The following is a 14704-nucleotide window of genomic DNA, read 5'->3' on the forward strand; positions in this document are numbered from 1 at the left end:
CGCGGCGACGGCAGACAAAGAAAAACGGACGCCTCGCGGCGCCCGTCTGTCGTTTGCCGCCTGGCAGGTGGATCAACCGCCGACGACGATCACCTTGACGGTGGTCTGGATGTCGGCATGCAGGCTCACCACGACGTCGAACTCGCCGGTGTGACGCAGCGGACCTTCACCCAGGATCACCTCGCCCTTGCTCACGTCCTTGCCGGCAGCGACCAGCGCTTCGGCAATCTCGCGCGGGCCGACCGAACCGTACAGCTTGCCCTCGGGGCTGGCGTGCGCGGTGATCGTGACCGACACGTCGGCCAGGGCGGCCTTGCGGGACTCGGCATCCGACAGCTGGGTGCTGGCCTTGGCCTCGTACTCCGCGCGGCGCTGCTCGAACGCTTCGAGGTTGGCCGCGTTCACGCGCACGGCCTTGCCCTGCGGCAGCAGGTAGTTGCGGCCGTAACCCGGCTTCACGTTCACCTTGTCGCCAAGGTTGCCGAGGTTGCGGACTTTCTCGAGAAGAATCAGTTCCATGGTCTTTCCTTTTCGTTAGCACCGGTGTGGCCCGGCGCAGCCGTGGACGGTTGTCCGAAGGGTTTTCTTGCCGAACGCCCGGCCGGGAAGGCCGGACGTCCGTCCACGATCAGACGTCGTGGTTGTCGGTGTACGGCAGCAGCGACAGGAAGCGGGCGCGCTTGATAGCGGTCGCCAGCTGACGCTGGTAGCGGGCCTTGGTGCCGGTGATGCGGCTCGGGACGATCTTGCCGTTCTCGGTCACGTACTGGCGCAGGGTGTTGAGATCCTTGTAGTCGATCTCTTTCACGTCTTCGGCAGTGAAACGGCAGAACTTGCGGCGGCGGAAGAATTTGGACATGGCTATGGATTCCTATCAGTCGCTGTCGCGGTCGTTGTCACGGTCGTCGCGGTCGCGCCCGCGCGGGCGGCTCTCGCCTTCGCCATCGCTGTCGTCGTCACGGCGGCGCGAACCCTTGGCGTCGTCCTTTTCCTTCGACTTGATGATGAACGACGGCTCGGTGTCAGCCTCGTCGCGACGGATGCACAGGTGGCGCAGCACAGCGTCGTTGAAGCGGAAGCCCGACTCCAGCTCGTTCAGCGCGTTCTGCGTGACCTCGATGTTGAGCAGCACGTAGTGCGCCTTGGCGAGGTTGACGATCGGGTAGGCCAGCTGGCGGCGGCCCCAGTCTTCCAGGCGGTGGATCTTGCCACCGTCGGTCTCGATCAGCGCCTTGTAGCGCTCGATCATGGCGGGGACCTGCTCGCTCTGGTCAGGGTGGACCAGAAACACAACTTCGTAATGACGCAGGGTCATTGGGGGCAAACTCCTTGTGGATGCGGCCCTTGCGGGCCTGACAGCCTCCCGTCGGCGCGGTGAGGCAAGTGTCCGCCCGACCCTTTCGGGCGCAGACAGAAGCGGAATTGTAGGCTGGCGCAGCGAGGCCGCGCAAGTAGTTGATTCCGGGAGGGGAATGTCGCGGATGATCGACCGCGGGCGACCGGTGCGGATCAGCCGACGGTGAAACTCTCGCCACACCCGCACTCGCCGGTGGCGTTGGGGTTGTGAAAGACGAAGCTGGCGTTGAGGCCCTGGCGCTGGAAATCGATCACCGTGCCATCCACCAGCGGCAGGCTCTTGCGATCCACCACGACCGGCACGCCGTCGACCTCGATCAGCTGGTCATCGGCCCCCAGCGCCTCGGCCAGGTCCACCACGTAGGCGAAACCCGAGCAACCGGTGCGCTTGACCCCGAAGCGCACGCCGGACGCGTCCGGACTCTGCGCGAGGAACTGGCGCATGCGCTGACTGGCGACGGGCGTGATCGAGATGGTCATGGCAAAGCTCAACTGGCGGGGCGGGAAAGTCGCGAGGGTACCGGGCCGTACATTATCATGCGGGTTTTGGCCCTCGCCGGACGCTCCCGGCGGTACATCGGCCATCCCATCGACATGCACCCACATGCGGCGCATCAGCAGGAGTTTCAATCCATGGCGTTGGTCAGCGCGACGGTATGCAGCGTGAAACAGGCCCTCTCCGGCACGCTGGAAGTGGGCCGCCGGGTCACGGTGCGCGGCTGGGTGCGCACCCGACGTGATTCCAAGGCCGGACTGTCGTTCGTGAATGTCAGCGACGGCTCCTGCTTCGACCCGATCCAGGCGGTGGTGCCGGCGTCACTGGCGAACTACGAAAGCGAGGTCAAGCACCTCACCACCGGCGCCAGCCTGATCGTCACCGGCACCCTGGTCACGTCGCAGGGCAAGGACCAGGGCGTGGAGCTGCAGGCCGAAGAAGTGATCGTCACCGGGCTGGTCGATGACCCGCTCACCTACCCGATCCAGCCCAAGCCGCTGTCGGTGGAGTTCCTGCGCGAAGTGGCCCACCTGCGCCCGCGCACCAACCTGTTCGGCGCCGTCACCCGCGTGCGCCACACGATGATGACGGCGATCCACCGCCACCTCACCGAGCAGGGCTTCTTCTGGGTCAACACGCCGATCATCACCGCCTCGGATGCCGAGGGCGCCGGCGACATGTTCCGGCTGTCCACGCTGGACCTGGCCAACCTGCCGCGCACGCCGGACGGCAAGATCGACTATCGCCAGGACTTCTTCGGCCGCGAGGCGTTCCTCACCGTGTCCGGCCAGCTCAACGTGGAGGCGTACTGCCTGGCGATGAGCAAGGTGTACACGTTCGGCCCGACCTTCCGCGCGGAGAACTCCAACACCACCCGCCATCTGGCCGAGTTCTGGATGGTGGAGCCGGAGATTGCCTTCGCCGACCTGGCCGCCGACGCCGACTGTGCCGAGTCGTTCCTGAAGGCCACTTTCAAGGCGGTGCTGGACGAACGTGCCGACGACATGGCGTTCTTCGCCGAGCGCGTGCAGCCCGACGCGATCACCCGGCTGGAGCACTTCATCGCCCAGCCGTTCGAGCGCATCGACTACACCGATGCCATCGAAATCCTGAAGAAGTCCCGGCAGAAGTTCGAATACCCGGTCGCCTGGGGCGTGGACCTGCAGACCGAGCACGAGCGCTATCTGGCCGAGAAACATGTCGGCCGGCCCGTGGTCGTCATGAACTACCCGGAAGCGATCAAGGCGTTCTACATGCGTCTGAACGACGACGAGAAGACCGTGGCGGCGATGGACGTGCTGGCCCCCGGCATCGGCGAGATCATTGGCGGCAGCCAGCGCGAGGAGCGACTGGATTACCTCGATGCACGCATGGTCAAGTTCGGCCTCGATCCGGCCGCCTACGGCTGGTATCGCGACTTGCGCCGCTACGGCAGCGTGCCGCACGCCGGCTTTGGGCTGGGCTTCGAGCGCCTGCTGGTTTACGTGTGCGGCCTTTCCAATATCCGCGACGCCATCCCCTACCCCCGCGCGGCCGGTTCGGCCGAGTTCTGACCATTCCAAGATCCCCCATGCGCCTCCCCGCCCCCATCCCCGCCTCCCTGGCCGCCACGGCGCTGTGCCTGCTGCTGGCCGCCTGCCACAGTGCCAAGGTGTTCGTGCCGCCGAACCTGCGCCCGCCCACCGATACCGGCGACGCCCTGGCCCAGGCCAGACAGCGGCTGCAGAACGCCACCCCGTGCTGCACCAGCTTTGCCGACTTCTCCTACCGCCAGCTGCTGCCGTGGCGTCCCAAGGAGTTCGAACTCGGCGCCAACAGCCCGGTCGCCAACCTCAACGGCGTGCGCAGTTATTTCCTTGCTTTCAAGCTGCCTACCGACGTGCCGCTGCCCTACCGCATTGCGATGAAGTCGGAGTTGAAGGGCCGCTGGCTGCACTCGAGCTACCTGTTCGCGCCCACCACCGTGGTGCTCGACGACGCGTTCCAGCCGGTGGACAGCAAGGACGTGCCGTTGTGCGAGTACATGGGCTGGAGCAAGACCACCACCGGCGCGTTCGGCAGTGCCACGATCGACAGCCCGAAGGCGCGCTACCTGGTGATCTACTCCTCCGCCGACCAGCAGTCCGGCGCCACCTACTGGGAGCAGTCGCCGGCCGCGTTCTCGGCGGAGTCGCCGGTGAACATGACCTCCAAGGGCAGCTTCAAGATTCCGCACGGGCCGGACGGCACGGTCTGGATCGGCCTGATGAACGACACCTACAAGACCGCCGTTGACGAGGCCATCTGCGGCGAACCGCCCAAGGGCGATGGCTTGCTCAAGACCCTCAGCACGGCGCTGCCCACGCACTGGATCGGAGACATCAATTAATGGCCACCGGCGCAATCTACCTCGCCCTGCTGCTGTGCGGCGTGCTGTTCTTCGCCCTGCACTACCTGGCGCTGTCCAGGCTGGCGCGGCGACTGCGCGAGCACCATCCGGACCAGTGGAAGATCATCGCCCAGGACGACCGTGGCCTTGCCGTCAGCACGACCGCGCGCTGGATGCGCCTGCAGAACGCGCTGCGCTCGCCGGTGCTGCCGGCACTGCAGGACGCCACGCTCAATCGCTGGCGCACGCTGTGGCGGCTGTTCCCGCTGTTGGCGTGGGGTTGCCTGATCGCGGCCTTTGCGCTGCGCTGGGCATTCCGCTAGGCCGGTACCGGACGCGGAGCGCTCGCCCATGCAGCTGAGCCTGGCCGGACGACACGCGGTGGTCGGCGGCGCCTCCCGCGGCATCGGTCGCGCCGTCGCGGTGGAGCTGGCCGGGCTCGGCGCGGACGTGACGCTGATCGCCCGCTCGGCGGATGCCCTGTGGGAAGCGGCCGCAGACCTGCCATGCACGCAGCCGACCCAGCAGCACCGCTGGCGTAGCGTCGACATGGCCGATACCGATGCGCTGGCCGCCGTCGCGCGCGACATCGCGGCCAAGGGGCCGGTACACGTACTGGTGAACAACAGCGGCGGCCCGCCGGGCGGCAGCGCCCATGCCGCCGACACCGCCGCGTTCGAGGCAGCCTTTCGCCAGCACGTGCTGGCCGGGCAGGTGCTGCTGCAGGCGGTGCTGCCGGGCATGCGCGCAGCCGGCTACGGCCGGCTGGTGAACATCATTTCCACTTCGGTCAAGGAGCCGATCGCCGGCCTGGGCGTGTCCAACACGGTGCGCGCCGCCGTGGCCGGATGGGCCAAGACCCTGGCCGGCGAGCTGGGAGCCGACGGCATCACCGTCAACAACGTGTTGCCCGGCTACACCCGCACCGCCCGGCTGGACAGCCTGCTCGCCGCACAGTCCCGGGCCAGCGGACGCAGCCTCGAGGACGTGGCGCACGACCTGATCGACAGCGTCCCCGCCCGCCGGTTCGGCGAGGCGGCGGAAGTCGCCGCGATGGTCGCCTTCCTCTGCACGCCGGCAGCGAGCTACGTCAACGGCGTCAGCATCGCCGTGGACGGCGGCCGCACCCGGGCATTGAGCTGAGATGCCCGAAGGTCCCGAGATCCGTCGTGCCGCCGATGCGCTCGCCAAGGCGGTGGTCGGTGAACCGCTGACGCGGGCATGGTTCGCGTTCGACGCGCTCAAGCGCTACGAGCAGCCGCTGCGCGGGCGGCGCATCGAGTCGATCACGCCACACGGCAAGGCCCTGCTCACCCGGTTCGACAACGGACTCACCCTGTACAGCCACAACCAGCTCTACGGGGTGTGGCGCGTGGCCGCTCCGGGACGTGAGCCGGCGACCGGTCGCAGCCTGCGGGTGGCGCTGGAAACCGCCCGCAAGGCGATCCTGCTGTACAGCGCCACCGACATCGCGATGTGGCCGAGCGAGCAGGTGCATGAACACCCGTTCCTGCAGCGCATCGGGCCGGACGTACTCGATCCGGCGCTGGATGCGGCCACGGTGGCGGCACGTCTGCGCGACAAGCGCTTCGCTCGCCGCCGGCTGGGGGCGCTGCTGCTGGACCAAGCCTTCGTCGCCGGCCTGGGCAACTATCTGCGCGTGGAGATCCTTTGGGACGCGGGCCTGGGACCGCAGCGGCGGCCATGCGATCTGGACGATACCGAAACCGCCGCCCTGGCCGAGGCGATCCTCGATCTTCCGCGACGCTCGTACCGCACCCGCGGCAAGCGCGGCGCGGGGCATCTGCAGGACACGCCGTTTCGCTTCAGCGCCTACGAACGCGGCGGCGAAGAATGCCCCCGCTGCCTCGCGCCGATCGAGAAATCGATGGTCGCCAGTCGCCCGTTCTACGCCTGCCCGCGCTGCCAGAGCTGAGCGGCGCAGCGACGGCGGGTTACCATACGGCGCTGCGGTCTGCCGCCCGATGTCGCCGAAGGAACACCATGAGCCACAACCCCCTGCAGGATCTCATCGACAACAATCGCCGCTGGTCCGAGGCGGTGCGCGCGTCGGATCCGGCCTTCTTCGAGCGGCTGGCGCAGCAGCAGTCGCCGAAGTACCTGTGGATCGGCTGCTCCGACTCGCGCGTGCCGGCGACGCAGATCGTCGACCTGCCACCGGGCGAGATCTTCGTGCAGCGCAATGTCGCCAACGTGGTTTCGCACACCGACCTCAATTGCCTCAGCACGATCCAGTTCGCCGTCGACGTGCTCAAGGTCGAACACATCATCGTGGTCGGCCACTACGGCTGCGGCGGTGTGCAGGCGGTGCTCGACGAGCGCCGCATGGGGCTGGTCGACAACTGGCTGAGGCATGTCGGCGACGTGGCACAGAAGCACAGCGCCATGCTCGAGGCGATCGAGCACATGGCCGACCGCAACGTGCGCCTGTGCGAGCTCAACGCGATCGAGCAGGTGGTGAACATCTGCCACACCACGATGGTGATGGATGCCTGGGAGCGCGGTCAGGAGCTGTCGGTGCACGCGTGGTGCTACAGCCTCGCCAACGGCCACATGAACGACCTCGGCATGCACGTGCGCCATCGCGCCGAACTGTGGCAGCGCTACGACGAAGCCCTGCAGCGGCTCGCGCAGCGCATCGGTGAGCCGGCCTGACCCTCTCGCCGCTCATACGCCGGCAAGACACGCCTCGAGCAACGCGGCGATGACGCGCTGCACCCCGGCCGCCCGCTCCGGCAGATAGTCCAGGCTGTCCTCGTCCATGTAGTTGCACTGCGACAGCTCCAGCTGCACCGCCTGCACGCCGCGATCCGGGCGACCGTACTGCCGGGTGATGTAGCCGCCCTTGAAGCGTCCGTCGAGCACGTGGGCATAAGCGTCCTGCGCCTGCAGCACCGCAGCGAGACGCTGCCGCAGTGGCGCGCTGCAACTGGTGCCGTCGACCGTGCCCAGATTGAAGTCGGGCAACCGGCCATCGAAGAGCATCGGCACGCGGCTGCGTATCGAGTGGCCCTCCCACAGCACCACGCGCCCGTGCATGGCCAGCAGCCGCTCGAGCTCCTGCGCCAGCGCGCAGTGATAGGGCCGCCAGCAGGCGTCCACGCGGCGGGTGATCTCGGCGTCGTCGGGCTCGGCGCCGGGCAGGTACAGCGGCTCGCCGTCGAAGCCGATCACCGGCACCAGCCCGGTCTCACGCTGCCCCGGGTACAACGCGTGGCCATCCTCGGGCCGGTTCAAGTCGACCACGTAGCGCGACAGCGCGGGGCGCAGCACGCTGGCGCCGAGCCGCTCGGCCAGTGGCGCGTAGAGCTGGCCCACGTGCCAGTCGGTGTCGATCGAGCGCCGCGCCGCAGGGCGCATGCGTGCGGCGATGTCCGCAGGAATGGCGCTGCCGTCGTGCGGCAGGCTGATCAGCAGCGGCGCATCGCCCCGCTGAAGGGACAAGATTTCATCAGACATGCGCGCAGTCTACCGATCGCAACCCAGGCCGTTCACCCCATCAAAACGAGTTCTTCGGCCGAGGTCGGGTGGATCGCCACGGTGGCATCGAGGTCGCGCTTGCGCACGCCGAGTTTCAGGGCCACCGCAAAGCCCTGCAGCATTTCATCCGCACCCGGACCGAATGCATGGATGCCGACCACCTGCTCGTCCGCCCCCATGCAGACCAGCTTCATCAGGCTCTGCTCCTGCCGCCCCGCCAGCGACAGCTGCATCGGCGTGAAGCAGCTGCGGTACACCCGCACCTGATCGCCGTGGCGCTCGCGCGCCTCGGCCTCGGTCATGCCGACGGTGGCCAGCGGCGGCTCGGAGAAGACCACGCTGGGAATGTTGGCGTAGTCCAGCCGTGCCTCGGCATCGCCGTGGAACAGGCGATCGGCCAGTCGACGCCCGGCGGCCACCGCCACCGGCGTCAACGCCTTGCGGTCGGTCACGTCGCCGACCGCGTAGACGCCCGGCACGCAGGTGTTCTGCTGCGCGTCCACTGGCACGTGGCCGTCGCGGGTTGGAACGATGCCCAGCGCCGCAAGGTTCAGCGCATCGCTGTTGGGCACCCGCCCCACCGCCCACAGCACGGCATCGTAGGTGCCGCCGGTGGCCAGCTCGTCGCCTTCCAGCACCAGGCCGTCGCGCCCGCGCCGCGCCCCGCTGATTCCCACCGGCTGGATCAATTCGATTCCCTCGTGCTGCATCCGTTCGGCCAGCGCATCGACCAGCTCGGCGTCGAAGCTCTCCAGCAGCCGGCCACGCGCCAGCACCGTCACCTCGCTGCCCAGCGCCCGCAGCAGGCCGGCGAACTCGACCGCCACGTAGCCACCGCCAACCACCGCGATCCGGCCAGGCAGCTCGCGCAAGCCGAACATGTCGTCCGAAACCATGCCCAGCGCGAAGCCCGGCAGATCCAGCCGGCGCGGCCGGGCGCCCGTGGCAATGACGATGTGCGGCGCGTGCCAGCGGGTGCCGTCGCTGTCCTCCACCGTGCCTGCATCCAGCAGGCGGCCCGCCCTCGCGACGCGCTGCACGCCAGCGCTTTCCAGACGCTGCAGGTAGCGCTGCGTGATGTTGTCCACGTAGCGCTGGCGCAGCTGGCGGAAGTGCTCCCAGTCCAGCGCTCCGGAGGTGTTCCGGAAACCGTAGGCCTGGGCCAGCGCCTGCCCGCGCGCCAGCTGGGCGGCATACCAGAGCGCCTTCTTCGGCACACAGCCGCGGTGCACGCAGGTGCCGCCGGGCGGCGCCGGGTCCAGCAGCACCACCTTCGCCCCGTGATGGGCGGCGCGGAACGCCGTGGCCAGCCCGCCCGAGCCGGCGCCCAGCACGATGAGATCGCAAGCGTTGTGCATGAAGCCTCCAGGGCGGATCGATCGGCGCCCAGTATTGCCGACCGCCGGGGCGCGGACAAAAGCAGCCGGGGCCCCGCGCACTGCGCTCTTGCCGGGATCCGGATTACGGATGTAATCTCCGAGCAGGATTACATCCGTAATTTTCAAGGCGGTGCCATGCCCACTTCGATTCCCGTGATCACCGACGCCGAGAGCCAGGTCATGGCGGTGCTGTGGGACCGCTCGCCGCTGACGTCGGAAGATGTCGTGGCGGCGCTGCGCGAGCGCACCGACTGGCACGAGAAAACCATCCGCACGCTGCTCAACCGGCTGCTCGGCAAGTCGGCGGTAGAGGCCGAGCGCGACGGTCGGCGTTATCTCTACCGCCCCTGCCTGACCCGTGAACAGTGGCAGTCGCAGGAGAGCCGCAGCCTGATCGATCGGGTCTTCGGTGGCCGCGTTGCGCCGCTGCTGGCGCACTTCTCCACGCACGAGAAGCTGAGCAAGCGCGACATCGCCGAGCTGCGCGCGCTGATCGACGCCATCGACAAGAAGGCGCGCTGAGATGCTCGCCAGCCTGATCCATCTCACCGTTGGCCTCGCGCTTGTGCTGCTGCTGCGCCGGCCGGCGCGACGCCTGTTCGGCGCCGGCCCGGCATTCACGCTGTGGCTGTGGCCGGCGCTGCTGGCAACGCTGCCGTGGCTGCCGGCCGTGCCGGTGCGGTGGCACTGGCTGCCGTCGGTCGCCGTCACTCCTGCCGGCTTTGCAGTGGCCGCATCAAACGTTCCCGCCACTGCAGCCGGCGTGCCGTGGATGACGCTGTGGCTGATCGGCAGCATCGTTGCCCTGCTGCGTATTGCGCTGGTCTACGCGCGCCTGCGCCGCGACAGCCGCCCGGCGCCAGCTGAACTGCTGGCGCGCTGTCAGCACGAATATCCGACCCTGGACACGCGTCGCCTGCGTCTGCATCCGCAGGGGCCCGCCGTGCTGTGGTCATGGCGCAGCCTGATCCTGCTGCCCGCGGATTTCACTCGCCGCTTCGGCGCCGAGCAGCGCGCGCTGGTGCTGGCCCATGAGCAGGCGCATCTCGCACGGCGCGATCCGCTGTGGAGCGTGCTGGCCGAAGTCGCCTCCGCGCTGCTGTGGTTCCACCCACTGGCATGGCTGGCGTTGCCGAGGTTCCGGCTGGATCAGGAACTGGCCTGTGACGAACGGATCCTGCGCCACCGTGCCCATGTAGCCGGCAGCTACGCCCGCACGCTGCTTGCCAGCACCGGCATGGATGCTTCGCCGGTGCTCATCCCCTGGCTCGCCGAGCCGCAACTGAAGGAACGACTGATGATGATCCGACGCGACCGCACGTCCACCACACGCCGCCTGGCCGGGTATCTGGGCATGGGGCTTTTCATCGGCGGCGTGTGCCTTGCTGCACAGGCCTCACCACGGACCACCGAGCCGGGGGCCAAAGCCACGCAAGATCTGCAGGCCAATGCCCGGATGGCGCCGCGCTACCCGAAGGCATCCATCGACAACAAGGAGCAGGGGACGGTCGTGCTGACCGTGCGAGTGAATCCCAGCGGCACCGTAAAAGCCGTGGACTACGACGCCACGACAAGCACCACCAGCTCCGCCAATTTGATTGCCGCCGCCAGCAGCGCGGCGATGCAGTGGCATTTCAATCCCGCCATGAAGAATGGTCAGCCGATCGAGAGCTATGCCCGGGTGCCAGTGACTTTTAGCCTGAACGAATTACCGGACCCCCAGAAACAGCCTTCGGAAGACACTAAAAAGCACTGATTTGAAAGTATTTTCTTGCCTTGGTAGGCTCGTCGCACCTCACGCCGGGCCTGCCGCATGACTTCCCGCCCCAACCCCATGTCGCAACTGCGCTCGATCACGACTCGCCGGGCGCTTTCGCTGATCCTGGGTACCGCCATGCTGATGCTCGCGGCCTGCTCCAGCGCACCGCACAAGCGCGAGCCCACCTTCCGGGCTTCCAACTCTGCGCTCGCCGACCTGCCCGCCCGCGCCCCCTCGGCGGCCAGCGCACAGGTGGCGAACGACGTGCTGTTTCGCGCCATGGCGCTGGTCGGCACGCCGTACAAATGGGGCGGCAACACGCCCGAGTCCGGCTTCGACTGCAGCGGCCTGGTCGATTACATCTATCGCAACGCCGCCGATATCGCCTTGCCGCACAGCTCGCGCGCGATGTCCGACCTGGGGCAGAAGGTGAAGCGCATGACCGAGCTCGCCAGCGGCGACCTGGTGTTCTTCGGCAGCCGCAGCGGCATCAGCCATGTGGGTGTCTACGTCGGCCAGGGACGCTTCGTGCACGCGCCCAATTCCGGCGGCACGGTGCGGCTGGATGACATCGACGGTCCCTACTGGCGCGATCATTTCGAGTTCGGCAAGCGACTGCTGGATTGACGCGAGCGGGGGCCGTCCTTGGGGAGCACGGCTGAAGCGCCCCGGCGAACAAAAACGGCGCCTCGCGGCGCCGTCTTTCTTTCATCGACCGATGCGCAATGCACCGCGCCTGCGCTCAGTGCGCTTCGGCGCCCGGCGGATGCGCGTGGCCGTGCTTGATCTCTTCTTCGCTGCCCTCGCGCACCTCTTCGATGGTGACGTCGAAATGCAGCGCCTTGCCGGCCATGGGGTGGTTGAGGTCCACGTCCACCGTGCTCATGCCGACCTTGTGCACCACCACCACGCGCTGGCCACCCTCTTTCAATGCCAGCACCGTGGTCATGCCCGGCTTGAGCGCCTTGGCGTTCTGGAAGTACTTCTTCGGCACGCGCTGGATCTGGCCCTCCTGCCGCTCGCCGTAGCCGTCGGCCGGGGCGATCTCCACCTGCAGCGACTCGCCGGCCTCGTGCCCTTCCAGCGCCGATTCGAGCCCCGCAATCAGCTGGCCGTGGCCCAGCAACGCCCACAGTGCCTCGCCGCGGTCGCGCGAGCTCTCCACCTGCTCGCCGTCCACCGTGAGGGTGTAGTGCAGCGAGATCACCTTGTCCTTGCCAGCCTTCATTGCCTGTCTCTTGTGCGATTGCAAACCCGGGATTCTATCAGGACCGCTCCGGATCGAAGGACACGCCGCGCACTTCGGGCCCCCGCCACGCCAGCAGGGCCAGCGCCAGCGCCACGGCGGCCATCCAGCAGGCCATCACCAGTCCATAGTTGCCGCCGTGGCGGCCGGCCAGCCAGGACTGGATCGTGGCGGTGCCGGCAGCGAGCAGGTTACCCAGCTGGTAGGCGAACCCGGGCAGCGTGGCACGCACGTCGTGCGGCGCCAGTTCGTTGAGATAGGTCGGCACCACGCCCCAGGCGCCCTGCACCATCACCTGGATCAGGAACGCGCCGACCCCCAGCAGGATCGCCGAGCCGCCAAACGCCCACAGCGGGATGCATGGCAGCGCCAGCAGCGCCGCCGCCACCATCGCCCGCCGCCGCCCCACGTGCTCGGACCAGCTGCCGAAGGTCAGTCCGCCCACGATGGCACCGGCGTTGAGCACCATGGTGAGCAAGGCCACCGTGCCGGGCTGAAAATGCATCTGCGACTTCAGGAACGTGGGATACATGTCCTGCGATCCGTGGCTGAACATGTTGAAGGCGGCCATCAACAACATCATGTAGACGAAGCGCCCGCCATGGCCACGCATGGCCTCCAGCGCTCCGCGGCGGGACCCGCGATCGCGCGCGGCCCGCCAGGTCGGTGACTCGGGCACCTTGGCGCGCAGGTACAACACCAGCAGCGCCGGCAGCGCACCGACCACGAACATCGCCCGCCAGCCGAGGCCGAACACGCTGAACACCAGCCAGTAAGCCAGCGCGCCCAGAAAATAGCCGCATGGATACCCGCTCTGCAGCAGCCCCGACACGGCGCCCCGCGCACTGGCGGGAACCGACTCCATCGCCAGCGAGGCTCCGATGCCCCACTCGCCGCCCATCGCAATGCCGAACAGGAAACGCAGCACCAGCAGCACGGTGAGCGACGGCGCGAAGGCGCAGGCCAGTTCCAGCACCGAGAACATCACCACGTCGACCATTAGCACCGGCTTGCGCCCGTAGCGGTCGGCCAGCCGCCCGAACAGCAGCGCGCCGATCGGCCGCGCCATCAGCGTGAGCAGGATCGCGAAGGTGACACGGGTGTGGTCGACCTGGAATTCCGCCGCGATGTTGTCGAGCACGAACACCAGCAGGAAAAAATCGAACGCGTCGAGCGTCCAGCCGAGGAAGCTCGCGGCGACAGTGTGGCGTTGTGTCGCATCCAGCCCGCGCAACGTGGAGATCAGCGCCATGCAAGCACCCTGGTGGACAGGCCTCGAAGGCGCTCGAGCCTAGCATGGGCCCACGCTGTGACCAGTGTCCGCGTTTGCTCCCAAAGTCGACATTGACGCCAGAAATCATCGGCGTAGTTTCGAATTGTCGGGCGTCGTTGCGATGGGGATCGCTACTGCGGCATCCGGCACCGTGCGTCCGGGTTGTATCCCGGCCGCCTTTCATCATTTCCGGGGAGAAGATTTCATGATGCAAAAACCGCTTGTCGGCGCACTGTTCGGCGCGCTCGGCCTCGTGGCACTGTCCGCCGCCCATGCCGCTACACCGGCATCCGTCCACGCCGGAGCGATGGGCAAACTCGCCCCTTCGGCGCTGGCCACGCGGCTCGGGCTGGACTCGCGCTCGTCGCTTGCCGCGCAGGCCGAGGGCCGCACCGTACGCGGCACATTGAAGACCCGCGAGCAACAGATGTTCGGCAACGTGCCTGTGTACGGGCACGCCGTGGTGATCGAGCGTGACCGCGCCGGCAACGTGCTCGGTGCCGAGGGGCGTATCGCCCGCGGGGTCGGCTTCGATCTCGCGTCCGCCACGCCTTCGATCAGCGCCGACCAGGCGGTGCAGACGCTGCGTCAGCACGCCGGCCTGCTGCCGTTCGGCGTGGGCGTCAATGCGGTGTCCGCCGCCGACCTGCACAACGTCAAACATGACCTGTTCGTGTATGCCGAAGGCCCCAAGGCACGCCTTGCCTACCTGACCTCGTTCTTCACCGACGCCCAAGGCAAGCCCACCCGGCCGACTGCGCTGATCGACGCCAACACCGGCGACGTCATCGCCAGCTGGGAAGGCCTGACCACCAAGGGCAAGCCCGGCAGCGGCGGCGGTGGCACCACCGGCACCCCTGCCACGGCAACCGGTCCGGGCGGCAACCTCAAGACGGGCCAGTATTTCTACGGCACCGACTACGCGGCGTTGAGCGTGCAACAGTCCGGCAGCACCTGCTACATGCAGAACGCCGACGTGGCTACCTACAACTACGCCAGCAGCACCCGCCGCGGCACGCTCTGGAGCTTCGCCTGCCCGACCAGCAGCGGCGATGCCGTCAACGGTGCGTACTCGCCGATCAACGACGCCCACCACTTCGGCGGCGTGGTGCATGACATGTACAAGAACTGGTTCGGCGCGCCGCCGCTGAACTTCCAGCTGGTGATGAACGTGCATTACAGCCGCAACTACGAGAACGCCTTCTGGAACGGCTCGTCGATGAACTTCGGTGACGGCGCCAGCACGTTCTATCCGCTGGTGTCGCTGGACGTGACCAGCCACGAGATCAGCCACGGCTTCACCGAGCAGCACTCCAACCTCGCCTA

General features: G+C 67.7%; 18 protein-coding genes. 10 read left to right on the top strand and 8 right to left on the bottom strand.

What is annotated here, in order from left to right:
* Positions 1–72 precede the first annotated feature (72 nt).
* The 4 genes from rplI to VFG40_RS07585 all read right to left on the bottom strand — a co-directional run bounded on the left by rplI (position 73) and on the right by VFG40_RS07585 (position 1836).
* Positions 73–519, bottom strand: a complete 447-nt coding sequence (gene rplI / locus VFG40_RS07570) for a 50S ribosomal protein L9 (RefSeq protein WP_324896557.1) — start codon at positions 517–519, stop codon at positions 73–75.
* Between the two features lie 109 nt (positions 520–628).
* Complete coding sequence (rpsR, locus tag VFG40_RS07575) at positions 629–859, bottom strand: 30S ribosomal protein S18 (RefSeq protein WP_007081973.1); 231 nt, start codon at positions 857–859, stop codon at positions 629–631.
* A 15-nt stretch (positions 860–874) separates the two neighbouring features.
* Positions 875–1315 (bottom strand): 30S ribosomal protein S6, encoded by a 441-nt coding sequence (rpsF, locus tag VFG40_RS07580; protein ID WP_324896572.1) that lies wholly within the window; start codon positions 1313–1315, stop codon positions 875–877.
* 194 nt (positions 1316–1509) lie between these two features.
* Entirely contained in the window at positions 1510–1836 is a 327-nt protein-coding gene (locus VFG40_RS07585; protein ID WP_324896574.1) for a HesB/IscA family protein, read from the bottom strand.
* A gap of 153 nt (positions 1837–1989) precedes the next feature.
* Here VFG40_RS07585 and asnS point away from each other — a divergent pair, with 153 nt between their 5' ends.
* The 6 genes from asnS (at position 1990) to can (ending at position 6896) form a co-directional block, all read left to right on the top strand.
* Positions 1990–3405 (top strand): asparagine--tRNA ligase, encoded by a 1416-nt coding sequence (gene asnS / locus VFG40_RS07590; protein WP_324896576.1) that lies wholly within the window; start codon positions 1990–1992, stop codon positions 3403–3405.
* A 17-nt stretch (positions 3406–3422) separates the two neighbouring features.
* Entirely contained in the window at positions 3423–4220 is a 798-nt protein-coding gene (locus VFG40_RS07595) for a hypothetical protein (RefSeq protein WP_324896578.1), read from the top strand.
* Positions 4220–4543, top strand: coding sequence for a hypothetical protein (locus tag VFG40_RS07600; protein WP_324896580.1), 324 nt, complete (start codon positions 4220–4222; stop codon positions 4541–4543). Before VFG40_RS07595 ends, VFG40_RS07600 begins: the two co-directional genes overlap by 1 nt.
* Before the next feature lie 28 nt (positions 4544–4571).
* Positions 4572–5363, top strand: a complete 792-nt coding sequence (locus VFG40_RS07605) for an SDR family oxidoreductase (RefSeq protein ID WP_324896582.1) — start codon at positions 4572–4574, stop codon at positions 5361–5363.
* 1 nt (position 5364) lies between these two features.
* The gene (nei, locus tag VFG40_RS07610) at positions 5365–6156 is read left to right on the top strand and encodes an endonuclease VIII (protein WP_324896584.1); all 792 of its coding nucleotides are present in this window, start codon (positions 5365–5367) and stop codon (positions 6154–6156) included.
* 68 nt (positions 6157–6224) lie between these two features.
* Positions 6225–6896: a carbonate dehydratase gene (gene can / locus VFG40_RS07615; protein ID WP_324896586.1), complete on the top strand. Its 672-nt coding sequence runs from the start codon at positions 6225–6227 to the stop codon at positions 6894–6896.
* Positions 6897–6908: 12 nt separating this feature from the next.
* Here can and hutG read toward each other — a convergent pair whose 3' ends face one another.
* Together hutG and gorA are read right to left on the bottom strand one after the other, a co-directional pair.
* A complete protein-coding gene (gene hutG / locus VFG40_RS07620; RefSeq protein WP_324896588.1) occupies positions 6909–7700 on the bottom strand; it encodes an N-formylglutamate deformylase in 792 nt (263 codons plus the stop codon).
* Between the two features lie 32 nt (positions 7701–7732).
* A complete protein-coding gene (gene gorA / locus VFG40_RS07625) occupies positions 7733–9079 on the bottom strand; it encodes a glutathione-disulfide reductase (RefSeq protein ID WP_324896590.1) in 1347 nt (448 codons plus the stop codon).
* Positions 9080–9235: 156 nt separating this feature from the next.
* On the opposite strand from gorA, the gene VFG40_RS07630 reads away from it, so the two are divergent.
* Genes VFG40_RS07630 through VFG40_RS07640 form a run of 3 tightly spaced genes read left to right on the top strand, consistent with a single transcriptional unit; the run spans position 9236 to position 11486 of the window.
* Positions 9236–9622: a BlaI/MecI/CopY family transcriptional regulator gene (locus tag VFG40_RS07630; RefSeq protein WP_324896592.1), complete on the top strand. Its 387-nt coding sequence runs from the start codon at positions 9236–9238 to the stop codon at positions 9620–9622.
* A 1-nt stretch (position 9623) separates the two neighbouring features.
* Positions 9624–10856 (top strand): M56 family metallopeptidase, encoded by a 1233-nt coding sequence (locus VFG40_RS07635; protein ID WP_324896594.1) that lies wholly within the window; start codon positions 9624–9626, stop codon positions 10854–10856.
* Between the two features lie 57 nt (positions 10857–10913).
* Positions 10914–11486, top strand: coding sequence for a C40 family peptidase (locus VFG40_RS07640; protein WP_525931238.1), 573 nt, complete (start codon positions 10914–10916; stop codon positions 11484–11486).
* A gap of 115 nt (positions 11487–11601) precedes the next feature.
* Here VFG40_RS07640 and VFG40_RS07645 read toward each other — a convergent pair whose 3' ends face one another.
* Both VFG40_RS07645 and VFG40_RS07650 read right to left on the bottom strand, forming a co-directional pair.
* Complete coding sequence (locus VFG40_RS07645) at positions 11602–12087, bottom strand: FKBP-type peptidyl-prolyl cis-trans isomerase (protein ID WP_324896596.1); 486 nt, start codon at positions 12085–12087, stop codon at positions 11602–11604.
* Between the two features lie 37 nt (positions 12088–12124).
* A complete protein-coding gene (locus VFG40_RS07650; protein ID WP_345785966.1) occupies positions 12125–13357 on the bottom strand; it encodes an MFS transporter in 1233 nt (410 codons plus the stop codon).
* A 229-nt stretch (positions 13358–13586) separates the two neighbouring features.
* On the opposite strand from VFG40_RS07650, the gene VFG40_RS07655 reads away from it, so the two are divergent.
* On the top strand, positions 13587–14704 hold a 1118-nt coding region (locus VFG40_RS07655), incomplete at its 3' end, for a M4 family metallopeptidase (RefSeq protein ID WP_324896598.1).

The organism is Dyella sp. (genome assembly GCF_035685805.1).
GTDB lineage: Bacteria > Pseudomonadota > Gammaproteobacteria > Xanthomonadales > Rhodanobacteraceae > Dyella_A.